The 23,870-nt window shown below is 64.4% G+C and carries 23 protein-coding genes; 20 read left to right on the plus strand and 3 right to left on the minus strand.

The window, feature by feature from the left end:
* The first annotated feature begins 55 nt into the window (after positions 1-55).
* The 6 genes from lysA (at position 56) to prfA (ending at position 8,891) form a co-directional block, all read left to right on the plus strand.
* Entirely contained in the window at positions 56-1,465 is a 1,410-nt protein-coding gene (lysA, locus tag E3T47_RS09365; RefSeq protein WP_134555815.1) for a diaminopimelate decarboxylase, read from the plus strand.
* The gene (locus tag E3T47_RS09370; RefSeq protein ID WP_134555816.1) at positions 1,462-2,799 is read left to right on the plus strand and encodes a homoserine dehydrogenase; all 1,338 of its coding nucleotides are present in this window, start codon (positions 1,462-1,464) and stop codon (positions 2,797-2,799) included. The genes lysA and E3T47_RS09370 overlap by 4 nt, the downstream gene beginning before the upstream one ends.
* Positions 2,799-3,941, plus strand: a complete 1,143-nt coding sequence (thrC, locus tag E3T47_RS09375; protein ID WP_134555817.1) for a threonine synthase — start codon at positions 2,799-2,801, stop codon at positions 3,939-3,941. Before E3T47_RS09370 ends, thrC begins: the two co-directional genes overlap by 1 nt.
* A complete protein-coding gene (gene thrB / locus E3T47_RS09380; protein ID WP_134555818.1) occupies positions 3,938-4,897 on the plus strand; it encodes a homoserine kinase in 960 nt (319 codons plus the stop codon). Before thrC ends, thrB begins: the two co-directional genes overlap by 4 nt.
* A 284-nt stretch (positions 4,898-5,181) precedes the next feature.
* On the plus strand, positions 5,182-7,812 hold the full coding sequence (rho, locus tag E3T47_RS09385) for a transcription termination factor Rho (protein ID WP_134555819.1): 2,631 nt from the start codon (positions 5,182-5,184) through the stop codon (positions 7,810-7,812).
* Entirely contained in the window at positions 7,812-8,891 is a 1,080-nt protein-coding gene (gene prfA / locus E3T47_RS09390) for a peptide chain release factor 1 (RefSeq protein WP_134555820.1), read from the plus strand. The genes rho and prfA overlap by 1 nt, the downstream gene beginning before the upstream one ends.
* A gap of 51 nt (positions 8,892-8,942) precedes the next feature.
* On the opposite strand, the gene epsC is transcribed toward prfA, so the two are convergent.
* Positions 8,943-9,530: a serine O-acetyltransferase EpsC gene (gene epsC / locus E3T47_RS09395; RefSeq protein ID WP_241982122.1), complete on the minus strand. Its 588-nt coding sequence runs from the start codon at positions 9,528-9,530 to the stop codon at positions 8,943-8,945.
* 34 nt (positions 9,531-9,564) lie between these two features.
* Entirely contained in the window at positions 9,565-10,500 is a 936-nt protein-coding gene (cysK, locus tag E3T47_RS09400; protein ID WP_134555821.1) for a cysteine synthase A, read from the minus strand.
* A 136-nt stretch (positions 10,501-10,636) separates the two neighbouring features.
* On the opposite strand from cysK, the gene prmC reads away from it, so the two are divergent.
* From prmC to E3T47_RS09470, 14 genes are all read left to right on the plus strand, one after another.
* A complete protein-coding gene (gene prmC / locus E3T47_RS09405) occupies positions 10,637-11,500 on the plus strand; it encodes a peptide chain release factor N(5)-glutamine methyltransferase (RefSeq protein WP_134555873.1) in 864 nt (287 codons plus the stop codon).
* A 66-nt stretch (positions 11,501-11,566) separates the two neighbouring features.
* Positions 11,567-12,415 carry an L-threonylcarbamoyladenylate synthase gene (locus E3T47_RS09410; RefSeq protein ID WP_134555822.1) on the plus strand — a complete coding sequence of 283 codons (849 nt, stop codon included), beginning with the start codon at positions 11,567-11,569 and terminating at the stop codon, positions 12,413-12,415.
* Between the two features lie 3 nt (positions 12,416-12,418).
* Entirely contained in the window at positions 12,419-13,696 is a 1,278-nt protein-coding gene (locus tag E3T47_RS09415; protein ID WP_134555823.1) for an MraY family glycosyltransferase, read from the plus strand.
* On the plus strand, positions 13,693-14,184 hold the full coding sequence (locus E3T47_RS09420; protein ID WP_134555824.1) for a Cg1360 family ATP-synthase-associated protein: 492 nt from the start codon (positions 13,693-13,695) through the stop codon (positions 14,182-14,184). The genes E3T47_RS09415 and E3T47_RS09420 overlap by 4 nt, the downstream gene beginning before the upstream one ends.
* A gap of 187 nt (positions 14,185-14,371) precedes the next feature.
* Positions 14,372-15,160 (plus strand): F0F1 ATP synthase subunit A, encoded by a 789-nt coding sequence (gene atpB, locus E3T47_RS09425; RefSeq protein WP_134555825.1) that lies wholly within the window; start codon positions 14,372-14,374, stop codon positions 15,158-15,160.
* Positions 15,161-15,213: 53 nt separating this feature from the next.
* Positions 15,214-15,450 (plus strand): ATP synthase F0 subunit C, encoded by a 237-nt coding sequence (atpE, locus tag E3T47_RS09430; protein ID WP_092448748.1) that lies wholly within the window; start codon positions 15,214-15,216, stop codon positions 15,448-15,450.
* A 29-nt stretch (positions 15,451-15,479) separates the two neighbouring features.
* Entirely contained in the window at positions 15,480-16,064 is a 585-nt protein-coding gene (locus tag E3T47_RS09435) for a F0F1 ATP synthase subunit B (protein ID WP_134555826.1), read from the plus strand.
* A 3-nt stretch (positions 16,065-16,067) separates the two neighbouring features.
* A complete protein-coding gene (locus E3T47_RS09440; RefSeq protein ID WP_134555827.1) occupies positions 16,068-16,883 on the plus strand; it encodes a F0F1 ATP synthase subunit delta in 816 nt (271 codons plus the stop codon).
* A 115-nt stretch (positions 16,884-16,998) separates the two neighbouring features.
* Positions 16,999-18,636: a F0F1 ATP synthase subunit alpha gene (gene atpA, locus E3T47_RS09445; protein ID WP_134555874.1), complete on the plus strand. Its 1,638-nt coding sequence runs from the start codon at positions 16,999-17,001 to the stop codon at positions 18,634-18,636.
* 66 nt (positions 18,637-18,702) lie between these two features.
* Positions 18,703-19,605: a F0F1 ATP synthase subunit gamma gene (locus E3T47_RS09450; protein WP_134555828.1), complete on the plus strand. Its 903-nt coding sequence runs from the start codon at positions 18,703-18,705 to the stop codon at positions 19,603-19,605.
* Positions 19,606-19,624: 19 nt separating this feature from the next.
* On the plus strand, positions 19,625-21,088 hold the full coding sequence (gene atpD, locus E3T47_RS09455; protein WP_092109402.1) for a F0F1 ATP synthase subunit beta: 1,464 nt from the start codon (positions 19,625-19,627) through the stop codon (positions 21,086-21,088).
* Positions 21,089-21,090: 2 nt separating this feature from the next.
* Positions 21,091-21,360 carry a F0F1 ATP synthase subunit epsilon gene (locus tag E3T47_RS09460; protein WP_134555829.1) on the plus strand — a complete coding sequence of 90 codons (270 nt, stop codon included), beginning with the start codon at positions 21,091-21,093 and terminating at the stop codon, positions 21,358-21,360.
* A 20-nt stretch (positions 21,361-21,380) separates the two neighbouring features.
* Positions 21,381-22,226 (plus strand): YaaA family protein, encoded by an 846-nt coding sequence (locus E3T47_RS09465; protein WP_134555830.1) that lies wholly within the window; start codon positions 21,381-21,383, stop codon positions 22,224-22,226.
* A 60-nt stretch (positions 22,227-22,286) separates the two neighbouring features.
* Positions 22,287-23,285, plus strand: coding sequence for a malate dehydrogenase (locus tag E3T47_RS09470; protein ID WP_134555875.1), 999 nt, complete (start codon positions 22,287-22,289; stop codon positions 23,283-23,285).
* A gap of 28 nt (positions 23,286-23,313) precedes the next feature.
* Here the strand turns inward: E3T47_RS09470 and E3T47_RS09475 are convergent, their stop codons facing one another.
* A complete protein-coding gene (locus E3T47_RS09475) occupies positions 23,314-23,841 on the minus strand; it encodes a methylated-DNA--[protein]-cysteine S-methyltransferase (RefSeq protein ID WP_134555831.1) in 528 nt (175 codons plus the stop codon).
* Between the last annotated feature and the right edge of the window lie 29 nt (positions 23,842-23,870).

A 23,870-nucleotide genomic window follows, 5' to 3' on the forward strand; every position in this document is an offset into this window, starting at 1 on the left:
ACCAATCCGGGCTCGCTCGCTGAGATTCCCCTTCGACTCTCGTGAGGTATTTTCCGTGACACCCGCACCAAATCCGCTGGCGCCCGACTGGCTTCGCATACCCGCCGACGCCAATGCGCTCGCGCCTGGGCTCTGGCCCACCTCGGCTGTCCGCACCAGCACCGGCGAACTCGTACTCGGCGGCGTTACCGCGGGGGCTCTCGCTGCCGAATTCGGCACTCCCCTCTACGTCATCGACGAAGCGGATGCCCGCACCACTGCCGTCGACCTGCTCGCCGTGTTCCAGGCCGAGTTCGCGCGCATCGGCACGAGCGCCAAGGTGTATTACGCCGGCAAGGCCTTTCTCTCGACCGAGGTCGTGCGCTGGATGATCGCCGCGGGCCTGAACATCGACGTGTGCAGCGGCGGAGAACTGGCCGTCGCACTGGCCGGCGGAGCGGCCCCGGAGCGGCTCGGTTTTCACGGCAACAACAAGTCCCTGGCCGAACTCGACGAGGCCACCAGGGTCGGCGTCGGCACGATCGTGATCGACAGCGAGGTCGAAATCGGCCGCGTCGCCGAAGCCGCCGCCCGCAACAACCGGGTGCAGAACGTGCGCCTTCGCGTGAACAGCGGCGTGCACGCCCACACCCACGAATTTCTGGCCACTTCGCACGAAGACCAGAAATTCGGCATCGTGCTCACCGATGCGCCGAGGCTGGTCGGCTTGATCCGCGCCGAAGCGGCGCTCAATTTCGTCGGCCTGCACTGCCACATCGGCTCACAGATCTTCGACGCCGACGGATTCGCCGAGTCGGCCGCCCGGCTGCTCGACGTGCACGCGGCCCTGCTCGTCGATGGACCGGTGCCGGAACTCAATCTCGGCGGCGGCTTCGGCATCGCCTACACGAGCGCCGACGAACCCACCCCAATTCGTGAACTCGCCGTGGCCCTGGCCGACATCATCGCGACTGCGTGCGCGCGTCTGAACATTCCGCTGCCGGTCGTCGCGTTCGAACCCGGTCGCGTCATCATCGGTCGCGCTGGCGTGAGCCTGTATCGCGTCGGGACCACCAAAACCGTCGACGTGTCTGGCACCCCGCGGCTCTACGTCAGCGTCGACGGCGGCATGAGCGACAACGTGCGCCCGGCCCTGTACGGGGCCGACTATGCCGTGCGCCTCGCCGATCGTGCGTCGACGGCGGCGCCCGTGCTCGTGCGCATCGCCGGAAAGCACTGCGAGAGCGGCGACATCGTCGTCGACTCCGACTACCTGCCGGGTGATGTGATGCCCGGTGACCTGCTCGCCGTGCCCGCCACCGGCGCCTACTGCTGGGCGCTGTCCAACAACTACAACTACCAGGGGCGTGCGCCCGTCGTCGCTGTTTCAGACGGCAAGGCACGCATGCTCGTGCGCGGCGAAACGATTGCCGACCTGCTCGCGCGGGACACCGGGGCGCTTTTGCCCACCGAAGGAGAATCTTGAAGCTCGAATACCGCAACCTGCGCGTAGCCCTCCTCGGCGGTGGATCGGTCGGCGCCCAGGTGGCCCGCCTGCTGCTCGAACAGGGGCCGGAGCTCGCCAATCGGGTCGGGGCCACCCTCGAACTGGTCGGCGTCGCCGTGCGGGATGTGAACGCAGAACGCACCGTCGACCTGCCGCGCGAACTGTTCACGACCAACGCCGAGGAACTCATTCTCGGCGCCGACATCGTCATCGAGCTGATGGGGGGCATCGAGCCGGCCCGCAGCCACATTCTGCTCGCGATCAGCAGTGGAGCGGATGTTGTCACCGCCAACAAGGCGCTCCTCGCCCTGCACGGGCCCGAGCTGTTCGCGGCCGCGAACCAGGTCGGCGCCCAGATCAACTACGAGGCCGCGGTCGCCGGGGCAATTCCCATCGTGCGTCCGCTCCGGGAAAGCCTCGCCGGGGACCAGGTCAAGCGCATCCTCGGCATCGTCAACGGCACCACCAACTTCATCCTCGACCGGATGGATACCGAAGGGTCCAGTCTGGAGGACGCGCTGGCCGAGGCCACCGCGCTCGGCTACGCCGAGGCCGATCCGACCGCTGACATCGGCGGCTTCGACGCGGCCCAGAAGGCGGCCATTCTGGCGAGTCTGGCGTTTCATACGGCGGTGCCACTGGCATCCGTTTATCGCGAGGGTATCGAATTGGTCACGCCGGCCCAGATCGAGTCGGCCCGCAAGGCCGGCTATGTCGTGAAGCTGCTGGCCATCTGTGAACGCGTCACCGACGAGAACGGCGTCGACGGCGTGTCGGCACGGGTCTACCCGGCGATGGTGCCACGCAGCCACCCGCTCGCCGCGGTACACGGCGCCAACAACGCCGTCTTCGTCGAAGCGGAATCCGCGGGCAGCCTCATGTTCTACGGAGCCGGAGCCGGCGGAGTCGAGACCGCTTCGGCCGTGCTCGGAGACGTCGTCTCCATCGCGAGGCGCCACGTCGCCGGCGGGCCGGGAGTGGCCGCGTCGAGCTACGCCGCACTGCCGGTCTTCGATATCGGGCGGGTCACCACCCGCTACGCGGTGACCCTCGAGGTCACCGACGAACCCGGCGTGCTCGCGACGATCGCGAGCGTGTTCAGCAAGCGCAAGGTCTCGCTGGCGCTTGTGGAGCAGTCTATGACGCCGGCCGTGATGGCCACGAAGAGTCGCGCAGCCCGCTCGGCCACGGCTACCCTAGTGATCGGGACCCATGACGCAACGGAGGCCGCACTCGCCGCCACCGTGCAGGACCTGGTTACCAACAGTGTCGTCAGCGAAGTCGCATCCGTTTTAAGAGTTGAAGGAGTCTGATGTTTAGCCCAAGCGAGACCAGTACAGCCCAGACCAACCCCGGCCTGACCAAGCCAGGCGCGATTGTCAGCCGCCAGTGGCGCGGGGTGCTGAACGAGTACTCTGACCGACTGAACATTTCGGCCGCGACCCCGATCATCACCCTGGGTGAAGGCGGAACGCCGCTCATCCCGGCCGCCGCGCTCTCCGCACGTACCGGCGCCAAGGTCTGGATCAAGTTCGAAGGCATGAACCCGACCGGTTCATTCAAGGACCGCGGAATGACCATGGCCATCTCCAAGGCCATGGAAGACGGTGCGAAAGCCGTTATCTGCGCATCGACCGGTAACACCAGTGCTTCCGCTGCCGCCTATGCCACCCACGCCGGCATCACCGCCGCCGTGCTCGTTCCCGAGGGCAAGATTGCCATGGGCAAGCTCAGCCAGGCCGTCGCACACAATGCGCAACTGCTGCAGGTGCAAGGCAACTTCGACGACTGTCTCGACATCGCTCGCGACCTCGCCACCAACTACCCGGTTCACCTTGTCAACTCGGTCAACCCCGACCGCATCGAGGGCCAGAAGACCGCCGCCTTCGAGGTCGTCGAGGTGCTCGGCGACGCCCCCGACTTTCAGTTCGTTCCGGTTGGCAACGCCGGCAACTACACCGCCTACTTTCGCGGTTACAGTGAAGAGGCCGCCCGCGGCGCCACCACGAAGCTGCCGCGCATGTTCGGCTTCCAGGCCTCCGGCAGCGCCCCGATCGTGCTCGGCCACCGCGTCGACCACCCGGACACCATCGCGAGTGCGATCCGCATCGGTAACCCGGCATCGTGGGACCTCGCGCTGAACGCACGCGAGCAGAGCGATGGCTATTTTGGTGCCATCACCGACGACAAAATTCTCGAAGCTCACCGCATCCTCTCAGCCGAGGTCGGCATCTTCGTGGAACCGGCATCCGCTATCGGTGTCGCCGGCCTGCTGGAACGAGCCGAAGCCGGCTTCATTCCGAAGGGCTCGACCGTGGTCATTACGGTGACCGGCCACGGGTTGAAAGACCCGCAGTGGGCGCTGCGCACCGCCGATGGCTCCGACGTTGTGCCCACCATCGTTCCCGTCGACACCGCTGAAATCGCGAGCGTCCTCGGCCTGGCGAAGGCATGACCAGTTCCGTATCTCTCATCGGCCGCGCCGTCTCGGTGCAGGTGCCGGCCACGACGGCCAACCTCGGCCCCGGCTTCGACACCCTCGGTCTGGCACTGGCGAAGTATGACCAGCTCGAGGTGACCGTGCGGAACGTTCCCGGCGTGTTCGTCGAGGTGCACGGCGTCGGTGCCGGCCTGGTGCCCACCGATGAGAGCAACCTCGTTGTGCGTGCCATCATCCACACTTTTGAGGCCGTCGGTGTGCCGATGCCCGGGCTCGACATCGTTGCCCACAACGTTATTCCGCACGGGCGCGGCCTCGGGTCGTCCGGCGCGGCGATCGTGTCGGGCATCATGGCCGCCAAGGGGCTGCTCGAGGGCGTCGTTGACATCGACGCCGAGATGCTGCTCGTGCTCGCCACCGAGATGGAAGGCCACCCTGACAACGTGGCCCCGGCCCTGTTCGGCGGCCTGACCATCGCCTGGACCACCCCGGAGGGCCCGCGCCACAAAAAGCTCATGGTGCACCGCGGCGTCAAACCGCTCGTCTTCGTACCCGAGCAGGAAATGTCCACCGCCCTCGCACGCAGCCTGCAGCCGGCCTCGGTGCCGCACGAAGACGCCGTCTTCAACGTGTCGCGGTCTGCGCTGCTGATCGCTGCGCTCATTCAGAGCCCGGAGCTGCTGCTCGCCGCGACCGAAGACAAGCTGCACCAGAGCTATCGCGCCGCCGCTATGCCGGAGACGAACAAGCTCATCACCCTGCTGCGCGCCGCTGGTTTCGCGGCCGTCGTGTCCGGCGCCGGGCCCTCCATACTCGTGCTGGCGAGCGACCCAGGCCAGCGCCTGATCGCTGCCGAACTCGTCGCGGGCAACTCCGACACCCCGTGGCGCGCCCTGATGCTCGCCGTTGATATGCAGGGTGCCACCGTGCATCCACTGAGCTCGGACAGTATCGCGGAGAGCGCCGCATAGCGAACGTTTTATCGGGCCGACCTGCCGCGTGCATGTCGGCCCGACTGGCAGCCTGACTGTTTGTGGGGTGCTAGGGTTGACGTGCACCCGACAGAGACCGCATACAGCGACATCTTCTCCGGTGCATTCCCTGTACCTCACTGCTATAGCGATTTCGTGCGTGGCTGTGTGTGTTTTTCCCAATCCCCTCCACTTGTCGGATTGGATCACCCGCAGCGCATTTGTCGCTGCATACATCTCTCCTGGCCTGAATTTTTGTTCGGCAGGGGAAAGGAACCCCCTTCGTGACTGATGTCAACCTCCGCGCCACTGGCTCGGATCTTCCCCGCCTGAGTACCCTTCGCGTGTCCGAGCTTCAGGCTCTGGCCCTTGAACTGAAAATCCCAGGCGCTTCCAAACTTCGAAAAGGAGAACTCGTGGACGCAATCACCACGGCTCAGGCAGGCGCCAGCACCGCTGCTCCCGTCGAGGCCGCTCCGGTAGCTGCGCCCGCTCCGATCGAGACTGCTCCGATCGAGGCGGCTCTGAGCGAGGTCGCTCCAACCGAGAGCCTCGCTGACGCGATCGAAACGGCCCCGCGCAAGCGCGCACCGCGTCGCGCCAGCACCAGCACCGCCGCTCCCGCCAAGTCCCACGTCAATGCCGACGCCAGCACCGGATTCGGCATCATTCTGCCTGACGCTCCGGCCGCCGGTTCCCGAATCGCGCGCAACGCCCGCGGCGCGGCATCCGCCGTCGAGAGCACCACTTCCGACGCTGCAACGAACGGTAGCGCAACCAACGACAGCGCAACCAACGACAGCGCAACGAACGGTAGCGCAACCAACGACAGCGCAACCAACACCGACAAGCCGGTACGCCAGGCTCGGAGGCGCGTGCAGGTTGCACCGGTGCAGCTCGACAACGCGGTCGCCGTAGTCGCCGACTCCGCAGACGCACCCGTTGAAGCGCCGGTCGACGTGCCCGTTGAAGACGCACCGCCAGCCCGCCGTCCGACCCGTCGCGCTTCGTCGCAACGCGCCGTCGCCGGTGGATCCGCCGAGACGCCGGTCGAGGCGACCGCCGTGTTTGACGACGCAGCCGCCGAGGTTACCGTCGCCGATGAAGCAGCCATCGAACCAGCCGACGACTCGAACGACTCGTCGAACGATTCCACCGCACCCCGTCAGGGCCGCAGCCGCAGTCGCAGCCGCGGTGCTGACCGTGCGCAGAGCGCCGATCGCAACCAGGGCGAGAACGCAACTGTCGCCGACCGTCAGAACAACCAGAATGAGCGCGGTCAGAACGGCACCAACGACGAGGGTATGACACGGGCGCAGGGCCAGCGCCAGGCTCGCAACGAGCGCAACCAGGAGCGCGCCCAGGCCCAGGCCGACCGCAACCAGGGCCAGAACGACCGTGGTCAGGACCGCAACCAGGGCCAGAACGACCGCAACCAGGGCCAGAACGACCGTGGTCAGGACCGCAACCAGGGCCAGAACGACCGTGGTCAGGACCGCAACCAGGGTCAGAACGACCGTGGTCAGGACCGCAACCAGGGTCAGAACGACCGCAACCAGGACCGCAACCAGGTCCAGAATGACCGCGACCAGGGTCAGAACGACCGCGGCCAAGACCGCAACCAGGGCCAGGACCGCAACCAGGGTCCCGATCGGCTCGATGACGAACTGAACGGCCGCGGCAACCGCAACCGGTACCGTGACCGCAAGCGTCGCGGACCCAACCAGGGGGATGACTTCGAACCCGAGGTCAACGACGACGACGTTCTCATTCCCGTCGCCGGTATCCTTGACGTCCTCGACAACTACGCTTTCGTGCGTACTTCCGGCTACCTGCCCGGTGCGAGCGACGTCTACGTCTCGCTCGGCCAGGTGAAGAAGTACAACCTGCGCAAGGGTGACGCTGTCGTCGGCTCCATCCGCCAGCCGCATGAGGGTGACCAGTCCGGGCGTCAGAAGTACAACGCCATCGTCAAGGTCGACTCGATCAACGGTCAGACCGTCGAGGAAGCCGCGACCCGCGTCGATTTCCACAAGCTCACCCCGCTGTACCCCACGGAGCGCCTGCGCCTCGAAACCGAGCCGGGCAAGCTCACGCAGCGCATCATCGACCTCGTCGCCCCGATCGGCAAGGGCCAACGCGGCCTGATCGTGGCACCGCCCAAGGCCGGCAAGACCATCGTCATGCAGCAGATCGCGAACGCAATCGCCACCAACAACCCCGAGGTTCACCTCATGGTCGTTCTGGTCGATGAGCGCCCCGAAGAGGTCACCGACATGCAGCGCACGGTGAAGGGTGAGGTCATCGCCTCCACCTTCGACCGTCCGGCCGAAGACCACACCACGGTCGCCGAGCTCGCCATTGAGCGTGCGAAGCGCCTGGTCGAACTGGGCCACGACGTTGTCGTGCTGCTCGACTCGATCACCCGCCTCGGCCGGGCCTACAACCTCGTGGCTCCGGCCTCCGGTCGCATCCTCTCTGGCGGCGTCGACGCATCCGCTCTGTACCCGCCGAAGCGTTTCTTCGGTGCGGCGCGCAACATCGAGAACGGTGGTTCGCTCACCATCCTCGCCTCCGCGCTCGTGGAGACCGGCTCGAAGATGGACGAGGTCATCTTCGAGGAGTTCAAGGGCACCGGCAACATGGAACTGCGCCTGTCACGCCAGCTGGCTGACAAGCGCATCTTCCCTGCCGTCGATGTGAACGCATCGGGCACCCGCCGCGAGGAAATGCTGATGAGTGCCGATGAAGTCAAGGTCACCTGGAAGCTGCGCCGCGCCCTCGCCGGGCTCGAACAGCAGCAGGCACTCGAACTCATCCTCGGCCGTCTCAAGGAGACGTCGTCGAACGTTGAATTCCTCATGCAGGTTCAGAAGTCGATGCCGACCCTGAACGGGTCAGACAAGGATAAGTAATGTTCGAATCCGTCCTCACGCTGCTGGCCGAGCACGACGACCTGCAGTCGCAGTTGGCGGATCCGGAGCTGCACGCGAATCCGGCCCGTTCCAAGAAGGTCAACCGGCGTTATGCCGAGCTGAGTCGTATCATCGCGGCGTACCACGAGTGGAAAGAGGTTGACGATAACCTTGAGGCCGCTCGTGAACTCGCCGACGAAGATGCTGCCTTCGCCGAGGAGATCCCGGACCTCGTGGAGCAGCTGGAGGTCACGGCCGAAAAGCTGCGACGCCTGCTGATTCCACGGGACGAGCTCGATGCGCGCGACGTGATCATGGAGATCAAGATGGGGGAGGGCGGTGCCGAATCGGCACTGTTCGCCGCCGATCTGCTTCGCATGTACCTGCACTACGCCGAGTCGAACCGATGGAAGACCGAGATTATCGAGCAGACCTCGAGCGACCTCGGCGGCATCAAGGACATCCAGCTCGCCATCAAGGGCAACTCGAGCGACCCGGCCGAGGGCGTATGGGCGCACTTGAAGTATGAGGGCGGTGTGCACCGCGTCCAGCGCGTGCCGGCGACGGAGTCGCAGGGACGTATCCACACCTCCGCGGCCGGCGTGCTCGTGTTCCCCGAGGTCGACGAGCCCGAAGAGGTCGAGCTGCACCCGAACGACCTCAAGATCGACGTCTATCGCTCGAGTGGTCCTGGTGGCCAGTCGGTGAACACGACCGACTCCGCCGTGCGCATCACCCACCTTCCGACCGGAATCGTGGTCGCGATGCAGAACGAGAAGTCGCAGCTGCAAAACAAGGAAGCCGGCATGCGCGTGCTTCGTGCCCGGGTTCTGGCCCGGCAGCAGGAGGAGATCGACGCGGCAGCCTCTCTCGTACGCAAGGGGCAGATTCGTACCATGGATCGCTCAGAGCGCATCCGCACGTACAACTTTCCGGAGAACCGCATTGCCGATCACCGCACCGGCTACAAGGCCTACAACCTCGACGCCGTCATGAACGGAGCCCTCGGCCCCGTCATCGACTCCTGCATCCACGCCGACGAGGAAACCCGCCTGGCCGAGCTTGGCGACCCCGAGTAGCACTTAGCCCGCACGGGCCCCGTACCCGGAGTCCGTGCGGTGTGCGATCGATCAGAGGTAGTACTCGGGCTCCAGGGTGCCACCGCGCGCGGACTCCGCCGTCTCCGGAGTTTGCGGGCGAATGGTCGCCGGCACCCCCACGAGCAGCGACCGCGGCGGGGCGTCCTTGGTCACGACCGCGTTCGAACCGATCGTGCTCCAGGCGCCGATGGTGATCGGCCCGAGCACCTTGGCGCCTGCCCCCACAGTGACACCGTCATCGAGGAACGGATGCCGCCGGACCCCGCGCGCATGCCCGTGACGGCTCTTACCGCCCAGCGTCACCGCGTGGTACAGCATCACATCGTTCCCAAGTACCGCCGTCTCACCGATTACTACACCCATGCCGTGGTCGATGAACAGCCGGCGCCCGATGCTCGCCCCCGGATGGATCTCAATCCCGGTCAGGAACCGGGTGACCTGGGAAAGCAGGCGTGCGGGCAGGCGCAGCCCAGCATTCCACAGGCGGTTCGCGATCCGGTAGGACCAGACCGCGTGCAGCCCACTGTAGGCAAGGAACACCTCGGTGTTGCTGCGCGCAGCGGGGTCGTGGGTGCGCGCTGCCGCCATATCTTCGCGGAGGCGCGACAGCACGGTCAAGACAGGGGATTCATGTAGGGCAGACAGCGTTCTCTTAATCCAGCAGGTCTTCGTACAGCACGGTCGAAATGTACCGCTCGCCGAAGCCGGGAACGATGACGACAATGGTCTTGCCGGCGTTCTCGGGCAGTTTCGCCTGCTCGAGCGCGGCCCAAACGGCGGCGCCGCCAGAGATGCCGCCGAGGATTCCCTCGTCGGTGCCGAGTATGCGGGCCGTGGAGAGCGAGTCCGCCAGGGTCACATCGGCGATCGAGTCGTAGACCTGGCGGTCCAGCGTCTCGGGCACGAAGTTCGCGCCGAGGCCTTGAATCTTGTGCGGGCCGGGCTTGCCGCCGGTGAGGAGGGGGGAGTCGATCGGCTCGACGCCGATGACCTTGAGGCCTGGCTTCTTTTCCTTCAGGTATCCGCCAGCGCCGGAGATGGTGCCGCCAGTGCCGATGCCCGCGACGAGGATGTCGACGCTGCCGTCGGTGTCATTCCAGATCTCCACACCGGTCGTGGCACGGTGGACGGCCGGGTTGGCCGGGTTGGTGAACTGGCTGGCCAACACGGCACCGGGAGTGTTCGCGACGATCTCGGCGGCCTTCTCGACCGCACCGCGCATGCCGTCGGCACCAGCGGTCAGCACGATTTCGGCGCCGTAGGCGCGCATCATGACGCGGCGTTCCTTGCTCATGGTTTCCGGCATGGCCAGAATGACCGTGTAGCCGCGAGCTGCGCCGACCATGGCCAGGGCGATGCCCGTGTTGCCACTGGTTGCTTCAACGATGGTTCCGCCCGGCTTCAGCGAGCCGTCCTTCTCGGCGGCGTTGATGATGGCAACGCCGATGCGGTCCTTGACACTGCTGGAAGGGTTGTAGAACTCCAGCTTCGCGAGCACTGTCGCGCCGAGGCCAGCGGTCAAACGGTTCAGCTTGACGAGGGGGGTCCCACCGACGGCTTCGGTGATGTCGGAATAGATCTTAGGCACGTGAGCAACTTTCGTTCGGTGACGTTCGGCTGAATTCAATCAAATTTGGGCAGGTGGACCACCTCCAGCCTAGGTCTCCCGACCGACAACGCGTTGGTGCGTTACATTTCCTTACGTGCCTTCTTCAGAGTCTGCCCTGCCCTCGACCATCACCTCCCTGCGAAATCAAGCGATTGCCCGGCTGAGCGCCGCCGGAGTCGCCGACCCCGAGGTTGACGCCGACCTGCTGATCGGTCACGTGCTGGGCCAGAGCCGTGGCGAAGTGCAGGCCGGCAGCATTCTGGCCAAACCCGTCAGCGAAGCGGATGCCGTCGCCATAGATACCTTGCTCGCCCGCCGCAGTACCCGCGAACCCCTGCAGCACATCACTGGACGTGCCCCGTTCCGTTCCCTGTCTCTGAACGTGGGGCCTGGCGTTTTCGTGCCGCGGCCGGAGACCGAGCAGGTCGCCCAGTTCGCCATCGACGCGCTGCGGTCCATGCCCGATCCCGAGCCGATCGGCGTCGACCTTGGCACCGGAAGCGGAGCGATAGCCCTTGCCCTGGCCACCGAAGTGCCGCACGCCCGCATCTTCGCGATCGAGAATTCGCCCGAAGCCTTCCCGTGGACGACCCGTAACTTCGAAGAGGTCGCTGCCGGCAACGCCGTCCTCGCCTTCGGTGACCTTGCCGATGCCTTCACCGAACTCGACGGCACGGTCACCGTCGTCATCTCCAACCCTCCGTACATTCCAGCTGATGCTATTCCGCGCGACCCCGAGGTGCGCTTGTTCGACCCCGCCCACGCACTTTTCGGAGGCCCGGACGGCCTCGACGTGGTGCGCAGTGTGTCGGCTGCCGGCCTGCGCCTGCTGCGCGCCGGGGGTGTGCTCGTGATCGAGCACGGCGAGCTGCAGGGATCAGACATTCGAGCGCTGCTGAGCGCCGATGGCTGGCGCGCTGCGGCTACCCACCGCGACTACACGAGCCGCGATCGGGCTACCACCGCGCTGCATCCCTAAGCCGGTCCACGGGGAGCGGGGCCGGCATCCGCTCTTCACAACCGCGCTGGGTTAGGATTGCCGGAAATGACACGCATATACGATTGCACGAGCGAGTCGGACACGAGCCACTCGGAGTACCAGGCGCACATCACCCTGGCGCGCACGGCTATCGGCCGTGGGGCGCTCGTCGTCATCCCCACCGACACGGTCTACGGTGTCGCGGCTGATGCCTTCAACGCCGAGGCGGTGCAGCTGCTACTCGACGCGAAGGGCCGCAGTCGCCAGTCGCCGCCGCCCGTTCTCATTCCCGGGATCCCCACCCTCGACGCCCTCGCCGTCGACGTGCCCCAACCGGTGCGCGACCTCGTCGCCGCGTTCTGGCCGGGCGGGCTGACGGTTATCGTCAACGCCCAGCCGTCACTGGTCTGGGATCTCGGTGAGACCCGCGGCACGGTGGCCCTGCGCATGCCGAGCAATCAGGTCGCGCTCGATCTGCTCGCTGCGACCGGCCCGCTCGCGGTCTCGAGTGCCAATCTCAGCGGGATGCCCGCCACCCGTGACGCGCAAGCCGCCGAAGCGGCACTCGGCGAGAGTATCGAGGTCTACCTCGACGGCGGCACCGCCGGCAGCACCTACGAGAGCGTGTTCGGCCAGTCCGGAGACGGCTCCTCGACGATCGTCGACGCCACCGGTTTTGAGACCAACGGCGGTTTTCTGCACATCGTGCGCAGCGGCGTCATCTCCCGAGACGCGATCGCGGCCGTCGTCGGCGACGTACTCGCGGCCGCACCGGCCGTTCCCGGAGCACCGGTAGAACCAAGTGAGACGGATGCGTCCCCCGCGATCGCCGCCCCGTCTAAGAATGACGCGCCGACCGAAGTGCCGACCGAAGAGCCGACCGAAGTGCCGCACGAAACGGACGCCAGCCGGTAGCCCATGACTCTTTTCTTTCTGCTCGCGCTCGTTTCGGCGATCGTCACGTTCGTGCTGTCGATCGTGGTCTACAAACTCAGCCACAGGTACCGGCTGTACCCGAAGATTCGCGAACGCGACGTGCACACCCGACCCACCCCGCGCCTGGGCGGGATCGCCATGTTCCTTGGCATCCTGGTGGCCTTCGGTGTTGCTTATCTCACTGCGGGCGCCTTCGCGCCGCTCCGGCTGGTGTTCGCCGATCCGCAACAGATTCTCGCGATCCTGGGTGCGGCCCTCCTTATCGTGCTCGTCGGTGTCGCCGACGACATCTGGGACCTCGACTGGATGACCAAACTTGCCGGCCAGTTCATCGCTGCCGGGCTGGTCGCTTGGCAGGGCGTGCAGATCTACTCTTTGCCGATCGGCGGACTCACGGTTTGGAGCGGCTGGACGTCGATCGTAGTCACGGTCGTCGCCATTGTCGTGGTCATGAACATGATCAACTTCATCGACGGCCTCGACGGCCTCGTTACCGGGGTGGCCCTGATCGCCAACGGTGTGTTCTTTCTCTACAGCTACCTTCTCGTGCGGGACACCTCGCCGACCAACTACTTCAACCTCGCCTCGCTCATCGCCGCAATCCTGGTCGGCGCCTGCGTCGGGTTCCTTCCCTTGAACTGGCACCCAGCCAAGATGTTCATGGGCGATGCCGGCGCGCTGCTGGTCGGTTTGTTGATGGCGACCAGCGCGATCGCCATCACCGGTCAAATCGACCCAACGGCTACCAGCCGCTCGCAGCTGTTCCCGGCCTTCATCCCCATCCTGCTGCCGGTGGCGATCATGATCATTCCAATGCTCGACTTTGGGCTCGCGGTCATGCGCCGGGTGCACGCCGGTAAATCTCCGTTCAGCGCCGACCGAAAACACCTGCACCACCGGTTGCTCGATATGGGACATTCCCACCTGCATGCCGTACTGATCTTCTACGGGTGGACAGCCGCAGCATCCGTCGGGTGTCTGCTCTACTACATCCTGCCGGTCTACCTCGCCCTGCCGACCTGGTACGCAACCATCTTCCTGGTCACGTCGCTGCTCATCTGCACGATCGTCACGCTCGCCCCGCTCGGCCGGCGCAAGGCCGGGGAATGGGCCAGCCAATCGGCACCGGCGCAGATTGCCGTATTGGATCAGCTCGACCCGCTCGAAGAAGCGGCCACCTCGGAACTATCCGTCCCAGCACTATCAGCCCCAGCACCATCAGCCCCAGCACCGGCATCCCCTGCCAAGGAGAACGTATGACCAGCACCACCCCGCCAGCTTCCACTCCGCCCACTTCCCCCCAGCCCACATCCATTCCCGTACTGCGACGCATCCTGATCTACGGAGGCTGGGTCGCCCTCGCTATCGCCGGAGTGGGCTCCGTCATCGGCTACGTCGTCGACGGCGGCACCGGCGTGCTCAGCGCCCTGATCGGAACGGTCATGTCGGTCGCCTTCATGGGCATCACGGCCGGCAGCATCCTGCTCGCCAACCGAGTCGCCGGAAGCGAATCCGCTATCGGAGGCTTCTTCGGAATCATCATGGGTGGCTGGCTGCTCAAATTCGTCGTCTTCCTGGTGCTGCTCGTCGTGCTGCAGGACCGCGAATGGATCCAGCCGATGGTGCTGTTCCTCTGCATCATCGCCGGCGTGATCGGTTCCCTCGTGGTAGACGCGGTCGTGGTCATGAAGAGCCGCATGTCCTATACCAGCGACGTCATCCTGCCCCCCGCCCCGGTCGACGACTAACCCGTCAACCCTTCGTTCCCGCCCTCGATTCGGTGCAGCGCCTGATCTTTGCTAGAGTAAACAGCGATCCCACCCCGGTTTGCCATGCGTTTTTAGCGTCGCAAACCTGCCCATATTCGTCGTTGCGCGAGCAGAGCTCACCGCCCCGAAACAGGAGAAAGCGCTGCTAGAAATCGCCGTTAACCTGATGCTCCCGTCTGCCACCGGCGACGGTGAATTTCACGGTCCCTCCATCAATGAGTTCTTCCCCGATGTAATTTTCTTCGCGGGTACCAACTTCGAAATCAACCGCATCATTCTCATCCGCTTCCTTGCGGTCGCGGTGCTGATGCTGGTCTTCTGGCTCGGCACACGCCGCATGAAGATCATTCCGACCCGCGGCCAGAGCCTGGCCGAAATGGGACTCGACTTCGTTCGTGTCAACATCGCCGAAGACCTGCTCGGCAAGAAAGACGGCAAGCGTTTTCTGCCGCTCCTGACGACCATCTTCTTCATGGTGTTGTTCATGAACATCACGGGAATCATTCCGTTCCTCAACATCGCGGGTACCTCGGTGATCGGGGTTCCGCTGCTGCTCGGTGTCATCTCCTACGGAACGTTTATCTACGCCGGCGTTAAGAAGAGTCCCGCGAAGTTCTTCCGCAACTCCCTCTTTCCGCCCGGAGTACCGCCGGCCCTGTACATCATCGTGACGCCGATCGAGTTCATCTCGACATTTCTGGTGCGCCCAGTCACCCTGACACTGCGGCTGATGATGAACATGATCGTCGGACACCTTCTCCTCGTGCTGTTCTTCAGCGCCACCCAGTTTTTCTTCTTCACTGCGGATGGCGGGTTCAAGCTCTTCGGCGCTGGCACCCTCGTCTTCGGCTTCGCCTTCACGCTCTTCGAAGTGCTGATTGCCGTCCTCCAGGCTTACATTTTTGCCCTACTCACCGCCGTCTACATCCAGCTCGCGCTGGCTGAGGAACACTAGACACTTTAGGAATCCGGCATTTGCCGAATTCACCACTACGGAAGGAAACACACGTGGACGCAACAACCGTTCTCGCGGAAATCAGCGGAAATATCGCGACTGTCGGTTATGGCCTCGCAGCCATCGGCCCGGCAATCGGTGTAGGTATCGTCGTTGGCAAGACCATCGAGGGTGTCGCTCGTCAGCCTGAGCTGGCCGGTCGCCTGCAGGTGCTGATGTACATCGGTATCGCCTTCACTGAGGCGCTCGCCTTCATCGGCATCGCCACCTACTTCATCTTCACGAACTAGTCCTCTTCACTACTCAGTTAGGAGGCATGATGCTTCACGCAGTAATTGCAGCCGCTACGGAAGAAGCGGCGAAGAACCCGCTTATTCCAGAGTGGTACGACATTATTTGGTCGGCGGTCTGCTTTGTCGTGATTTTGTTCTTCTTCTGGAAGCTCGTGCTCCCGAAGATGCAGAAGCTTCTCGACGACCGTGCGGAAGCCATCGAGGGCAACATTGCCAAGGCCGACGACGCCCAGCGCAAGGCCGAAGCTGCACTCGTGCAGTACACGGCCCAACTCGCTGATGCTCGCGCCGAAGCCGGCGCCATTCGTGAGCAGGCCCGCACCGACGGCCAGCGCATTGTTGCTGAGCACAAGGAGCAGGCTGCCGCCGAAGCCGGTCGAATCGCGGCCAGTGCCAAGGCGCAGATCGAAGCCGAACGTCAGGCCGCCGTCGTGTCGCTTCGCAGCGAGGTCGGCACCCTTGCCATTGACCTCGCCTCGGGTGTCATCGGCGAAAGCCTGTCCGACGACGCTAAGGCCAGCGCCATTGTCGATCGTTTCCTGGCAGAACTCGAAGCCAGCGAGGCGGTAACTTCAACTGCCCGAACAACTCCATCAGCCGGAAAGATCTAGCAAATGGGAAGCGCCACCAGAGAAGCACTCGCCACATCGAGGGCGGCACTGTCCGTCCCCGGCGGCACGACTGATCTGGCGACGGGTGAAAGCCTCTTCGGTGCCGGTCGCGTGATCGGTTCGTCGTCCCAGCTGTTGTCGGCACTCGGCGATGCAGCAGCGGATGCCGCGGCCAAGGTCACCCTCGTACGTGCCGTCTTCGGCACCAGCGTTACACCTCGGGCGCTCGACCTGCTCGCAGCGGCCGTGTCGGAACGCTGGTCCAGCCACGACGACCTGCTCGCCGGGATCGAGGAACTGGGCCTGCGGGCGTCGGCACTATCTGTTTCGGCCGATACACCGGCTGCAGCAGGTACGTCTATCGAGCGTGAACTCTTCGCTTTCGGTAAGACGGTTTCCTCGGATGCCGCGTTGGAGTTAGCCCTGGCCAGCAAGCTCGGCAAGGTCGACGCCAAGGCAGCACTCGTCGACAAGCTTTTGACCGGCAAGGTTTCGGGTCAGACGCTCGCCATCGTGCGGCACCTGGTGCAGCAGCCCCGCGGCCGCCGCATCGGCGAACTGCTGCGACATGCAGCAGCCGTCGTTGCCGACCAGTCCGGCACCTCGATCGCCACCATCACGTCGGCGAGCGTTCTCACGCCCGCCCAGCTCGCCCGCTTGCAGAAGAACCTCCAGGAACGTCACGGACGTGCACTCACCATCAACCAGGTCGTTGACCCGGCATTGGTCGGCGGAGTTCGCGTACAAATCGGCGACCTGGTCATCGACGGCAGCATCGCAACCCGTCTTGCAGATTTGAGACTTCAGCTCGCTCGCTGATCCTTACGCAGTTTGGCAACCAGCAGCACCACAAACCCAGCAGTACCAGATGACTCAGGGCGGCAGCGTCCTCGAACAGACAGAACCTGTACAGCCGTACAGAAAAGGGAAGATGATGGCAGAACTAACGATCAGCCCCGATGAGATCCGTGGCGCTCTCCAGGACTTCGTGAAGTCCTACGAGCCGAACAAGACGTCAACGACCGAGGTTGGCTACGTCACCACGGCCGGCGACGGTATCGCCCACGTTGAGGGCCTGCCCGGCGTGATGGCCAACGAGCTCATCAAATTCGCTGACGGTACCCTGGGCCTCGCTCAGAACCTCGACGAAGACGAGATCGGCGTCGTCGTACTCGGCGAGTTCGGCGGCATCGTTGAAGGCATGGAGGTGCACCGCACCGGCGAGGTTCTTTCCGTACCCGTCGGCGACGGCTACCTCGGCCGTGTCGTCGACCCGCTCGGCGCCCCCATTGACGGACTCGGCGACATTGCGACCGAGGGCCGTCGTGCCCTCGAGTTGCAGGCCCCCGGAGTCATGAGCCGCAAGTCGGTCCACGAGCCGATGCAGACCGGCATCAAGGCCATCGACGCCATGATTCCCATCGGCCGCGGACAGCGTCAGCTGATCATCGGTGACCGCCAGACCGGCAAGACCGCGATCGCGATCGACACCATCATCAACCAGAAGGCCAACTGGGAGTCGGGCGACAGCAACAAGCAGGTTCGTTGCATTTACGTCGCGATCGGCCAGAAGGGCTCCACCATCGCTTCGGTGAAGGGTGCTCTCGAGGACGCCGGGGCGATGGAGTACACCACCATCGTCGCAGCCCCCGCTTCTGACCCGGCTGGTTTCAAGTACCTCGCCCCGTACACCGGTTCGGCCATCGGCCAGCACTGGATGTACGCCGGTAAGCACGTTCTCATTGTCTTCGATGACCTATCCAAGCAGGCCGAAGCCTACCGTGCGGTATCCCTGCTGCTGCGTCGCCCGCCGGGCCGCGAAGCGTACCCCGGAGACGTGTTCTACCTGCACTCCCGCCTGCTGGAACGTTGTGCCAAGCTCTCTGACGAGCTCGGTGCCGGTTCGATGACCGGACTGCCGATCATCGAGACCAAGGCCAATGACGTTGCCGCCTATATCCCGACCAACGTGATCTCGATCACCGACGGCCAGATCTTTCTACAGTCCGACCTGTTCAACGCCAACCAGCGCCCCGCTGTCGACGTTGGTATCTCGGTCTCCCGTGTCGGTGGCGACGCGCAGGTCAAGTCGATCAAGAAGGTCTCTGGAACGCTCAAGCTCGAGCTGGCCCAGTACCGTTCCCTTGAAGCCTTCGCGATGTTCGCCTCGGACCTCGACGCGGCCAGCCGTCGTCAACTCGCCCGTGGCGCCCGCCTGACCGAACTGCTGCGTCAGCCGCAGTACTCGCCGTATCCCGTTGAGGACCAGGTCGTCTCGATCTGGGCCGGCATCAACGGCAAGCTCGATGAGGTTCCGGTACCCGACGTTTTGCGTTTCGAGCGAGAACTGCTCGACTTCCTCGGTCGTAACACCGAGATCCTCAAAACCCTGCGCGAGACCAACGTTCTCTCCGACGAGACCGTCGTCGCACTGACCGCCGGCGTCGACAAGTTCAAGCTTGAATTCCAGACCGGTGAGGGCAAGCCGCTCGCCTCGGTCGGCAAAGAAAAGTTCGAGGCGATCGCGGTCGAAGACGTCAACCAGGAAAAGATCGTCAAGCACCGCCGCTAGTCCTCGCCGATTCGCGCGACGTAGAACCACTGACGAAACCAAACTGAAAGACAAGGAAGCAGACACATGGGAGCGCAACTTCGGGTCTACCGGCAGAAGATCAAGTCTGCCCAGACGACCAAGAAGATCACTCGGGCCATGGAGCTGATCTCGGCCTCGCGCATCCAGAAAGCGCAGGCGCGAGTCGCTGCGTCAACCCCGTACTCACGCGCGGTGACGCGCGCCGTTTCGGCGGTGGCCACGTACTCGAACGTCGAGCACGTGCTCACCACGGAGCCTGAAAAGATCGAGCGCGCAGCGGTCGTCATTTTCGCTTCCGACCGAGGCCTGGCCGGCGCGTTCAGCTCGCAGGTTCTGCGCGAGGCGGAGTCGCTCAGCGAGCTGCTCCGTGGCCAGGGCAAAGACATCGTCTACTTCTTGGTCGGCCGCAAGGCCATTGCCTACTTCAGCTTTCGCAACCGCGCGTCGGAGCGAGTCTGGACCGGCGGCACCGACCAGCCGCAGTTCGAGACGGCCAAGGAAATCGGCGAGGCGCTGCTTGAGTCATTCCTCACGGAGTATTCCGACGGCGGCGTCGAAGAAATTCACATCGTCTACAACCGCTTCGTCAGCATGGTCACCCAGGTGCCCGAGGTCGTTCGACTGCTTCCCCTCGAAGTCGTCGAAGGGGTCGAAGAACCCGGCGACAATAAGGTTCTTCCGCTCTACGAGTTTGAACCCGACGTTGAAACGGTTCTGGACAGTCTCCTCCCGGTATACATCGAGAGTCGCCTGTTCAACGCCATGCTGCAGTCGGCTGCGTCGGAGCATGCGAGCCGCCAGAAGGCAATGAAGTCGGCGAGCGACAACGCCGACAAGCTGATCACGGACTACACCCGCCTGTCGAACAACGCGCGTCAGTCCGAGATCACCCAGCAGATTTCCGAGATCGTGGGTGGAGCCGACGCGCTCTCATCCGCTAAGAAGTAAGACCAGAGAAGAGAGAGCTATGACTGACACCGCAACCGCGCCAGTCCGGGCGGAGGACACGGCCGGCTCTGTTGGCCGCATCGCGCGCGTCACGGGCCCCGTCGTCGATATCGAGTTTCCGCATGACTCGATCCCCGGCATCTATAACGCCCTGAAGACCACGATCACCATCGGTGATGACTCGAACGAGATCACGCTCGAGGTTGCACTGCACCTCGGTGACGACCTCGTGCGTGCCATCGCGCTGAACCCGACCGACGGACTCGTCCGCGGCCAGGAAGTGCGCGACACCGGCAGCCCCATCACGGTTCCGGTCGGAAACGTCACCAAGGGCAAAGTATTCAACGTCATCGGCGATGTGCTCAACGCCAAGCCCGGCGAGAAGATCGAGATCACCGAGCGCTGGCCCATCCACCGCAAGCCGCCGGCCTTCGACCAGCTGGAGTCCAAGACTCAGCTCTTCGAAACCGGTATCAAGGTAATCGACCTTCTCACGCCGTACGTTCTCGGTGGAAAGATCGGCCTGTTCGGTGGTGCCGGAGTCGGCAAGACCGTCCTCATCCAGGAAATGATCCAGCGCGTTGCGCAGGATCACGGTGGAGTATCGGTGTTCGCCGGAGTTGGTGAGCGCACCCGTGAGGGTAACGACCTCATCGCCGAGATGGAAGAAGCCGGCGTCTTCGACAAGACTGCCCTGGTGTTCGGCCAAATGGATGAGCCGCCGGGAACGCGTCTGCGCGTCGCGCTCTCCGCCCTGACCATGGCCGAGTACTTCCGCGACGTGGAGAAGCAAGACGTTTTGCTCTTCATCGACAATATTTTCCGCTTCACCCAGGCCGGTTCTGAGGTGTCGACCCTGTTGGGCCGAATGCCTTCCGCCGTGGGCTACCAGCCCAACCTGGCCGACGAGATGGGCATCCTTCAGGAGCGCATCACGTCGACCCGTGGCCACTCGATCACCTCCCTCCAGGCGATCTACGTTCCCGCCGACGACTACACCGACCCGGCACCGGCGACCACTTTCGCCCACCTCGACGCCACGACCGAGCTGTCGCGTGAAATCGCGTCGAAGGGCCTCTACCCGGCCGTCGACCCGCTCACCTCGACCAGCCGTATCCTCGACCCCCGCTATCTGGGTGCCGATCACTACAACACGGCTGTGCGCGTCAAGGCGATCCTGCAGAAGAACAAGGAACTCCAGGAGATCATCGCGATCCTCGGCGTTGACGAGCTCTCCGAAGAAGATAAGGTCACGGTTTCCCGTGCCCGCCGCATACAGCAGTTCCTCTCCCAGAACACCTACATGGCGAAGAAGTTCACCGGTGTCGAGGGTTCCACGGTTCCGCTCAAGGACACCATCGAGTCGTTCACGGCAATCGCGAACGGAGACTTCGACCACGTCGCCGAGCAGGCCTTCTTCAACGTCGGTGGCATCAACGACGTCGAAGAGAAGTGGGCTCAGATCCAGAAGGAGAACGACTAAGCATGGCGAAGTCGCTGTCCGTCAGCGTTGTGTCGGCCGACCATCAGGTCTGGACCGGCGAGGCGACGATGGTTGTAGCCAAGACCGTCGAGGGCGAGATCGGCATCCTGGCCGGTCACGAACCGATGTTGGCGATTCTGGCGCTGGGCGACGTTCGTCTCACCCTGCCCGATGGCTCGAAGGTCGTCGCCAGGGCTGAGGACGGTTTCCTGTCGATCGACAACGACACGGTTACCATCGTGGCCCGCAAGGCCGAACTCGTCGGTTCCTAACCCGCGGGTCTGCAACACTCGTGCTGATACTGCTTCCGCCGTCGGAGACGAAACGCTCCGGCGGCGAAGCTGTACCCCTCGACTGGAGTCTCCTGGCCCATCCGAGCCTGAACGCGAAGCGCCGAGTACTCGCAGGGGCGCTCGTCGCCCTGGCGCGGCATCCGGAAGAAGCCCGCACCGCCCTCAAACTGGGCCGCACGCAGCTGTTCGAGATAGACCGCAACCGTGAGCTGCTGTCGTCTGCGACGCTGCCGGTCATCGACCGGTACACCGGCGTACTATTCGACGGGTTGGATGCTGCCACACTCTCGGTCGGTCATCGCGAGTTCGCGCGTGCCCACCTGGCCGTGCACTCCGCGCTGCTTGGGCCGCTCGGTGCGCTCGACCCGATACCGGCCTATCGGCTGTCGCACGATTCGCGCTTGCCGAACCTGACGTTGGCACAGCACTCCTTAAAGGCGCACACCCTCAAACATCACTGGAGCGCCGTTGTTTCGACGGTGCTCGGCCAGACCGAGGGACTGCTGCTCGATCTCCGGTCAGAGGCCTACGTCGCTCTCGGCGCCCGCCCCCTACGACCTGACTCGCTGTATCTGCGGGTCGTCGCCGACGCCGGGGACGGACGCAAGCGTGCCCTGAACCACTTCAACAAGAAATCCAAGGGTGAGTTCACCCGGGCTTTGCTTGAGCAGCAGCATGATTTTCGCACCATGGCCGAGCTCCTCGACTGGGCACGATCGGTCGGAATACGCCTGGCACCCGGTGCACCCGGCGAACTTGAGCTCACCGTCGAGCAGCACCTCGTCTCAGCGGGCCGCGCTGCATCGTCGACGATCTACACCGGAAGTTATCTACACCGGGGTTAGGCTGGGCGCGTGAGTACAGACGCCAGCATCTTCCCCGCACCGGCAACCGTCAACGTTCCAATCCATCGGCAACCCGTCAACGTGACCGTTACCGGCGCGGGCGGGCAAATCGGATATGCGCTGCTGTTTCGCATCGCCGCCGGCGCGTTACTCGGGCCGACGACGCCGATTCGGCTTACCCTGCTGGAGATACCCCAGGGGTTGAAAGCCGCCGAGGGCACCGCTCTCGAACTCGAAGACTGCGCCTTCGATCTGCTTCGCGGAGTGACGGTCACCGATGACCCCGGCGTCGCGTTCGACGGGGTGAACATCGCACTGCTGGTCGGTTCCCGACCTCGGGGCCCTGGCATGGAACGAGCCGATCTGCTCGAAGCCAACGGACGCATTTTCGGCCCGCAGGGCGCTGCCATCAACGCCGGCGCCGCCGATGATGTGCGTGTGCTCGTGGTGGGCAACCCCGCCAACACCAACGCTCTCATCGCTGCTGCGCACGCTCCTGACGTGCCGCCGGATCGTTTCACCGCCATGACCAGGCTCGACCACAATCGGGCCGTCGGGCAACTCGCCAACCGTCTTGAAGTCCCCGTCGGTGCGATCCACGGGTTGACCGTGTGGGGAAACCATTCGGCCAGTCAGTACCCGGATGTTTTCCACGCGACCGCTGAAGGTCGAGCCGTTCGAGACCTCGTCGACGAACAGTGGCTGGCGCAGACGTTCATTCCACGAGTTGCCCAGCGCGGATCTGAGATTATCGCCGTGCGCGGGGGCTCGTCGGTCGGTTCCGCAGCCAACGCCGCCATCGACCACGTCGCTGACTGGGTCACCGGGCGTGGCACGGACTGGACCAGTGCCGGCGTCCTCTCCGACGGCTCCTACGACGTTCCGCCCGGTTTGGTGTGCTCGTTTCCGGTGCGTTCCGTCGATGGGCAGTGGCGCATCGTGCCAGGGCTGGAACGCAACGAATTCTCGCGCGGCCGCATCGCGGCATCCGTTGCGGAACTCGTAGAGGAGCGCGACGCGGTGCGGGCGCTAGGTCTTCTGCCACTCGGGCCCCGCTGAAGACACACGCGACCGCACACGTGCACCGCTACCGATGCAAAATTCCTTCATGATCAAGCAGCCACGCCTTGGTCGGGATGCCCTGGCCGGCGCTATAGCCGGTGATCTGGCCGCTCGAGGCGAGCACCCGGTGGCAGCCGATGATGATCGGCACCGGGTTGGCGCCAACCGCCCCGCCGATGGCACGGCCCGAACCGGTGCGGCCGATTGCGCTGCCGAGTGCCCCATAAGAGATGACATCGCCGAACTTGAGGGTCGCCAGCCGTGCCCAGACGCTGCGTTGAAACTCGGTACCGCGGGTCAAATGCACAGGAAGGTCGAAGGATGGCCTTGTTCCGGAGAAGTACTCGTCGAGTTGTTCGGCGGCCCGCCGCAGTACGGGGGAGGACGTTTCTGGAATCGTCTCGAGCGGCAACTGGCCGTCGGTTTCGATGGAGAGGGAGAGGATGCCCGCGTCGTCGGCGGTCAGTTCGAGACGGCCGATGGGGCTGGAGAGGCGAAGGAGCGCGTTCGCTGACGTTGGAGACGAGGAAGGTTGCGTCGGGATGCTGTCCATGATTCGACTGTAGCCGCCGCCTCGACGTC

The organism is Cryobacterium ruanii (assembly GCF_004404055.1).
GTDB classification, from domain to species: domain Bacteria; phylum Actinomycetota; class Actinomycetes; order Actinomycetales; family Microbacteriaceae; genus Cryobacterium; species Cryobacterium ruanii.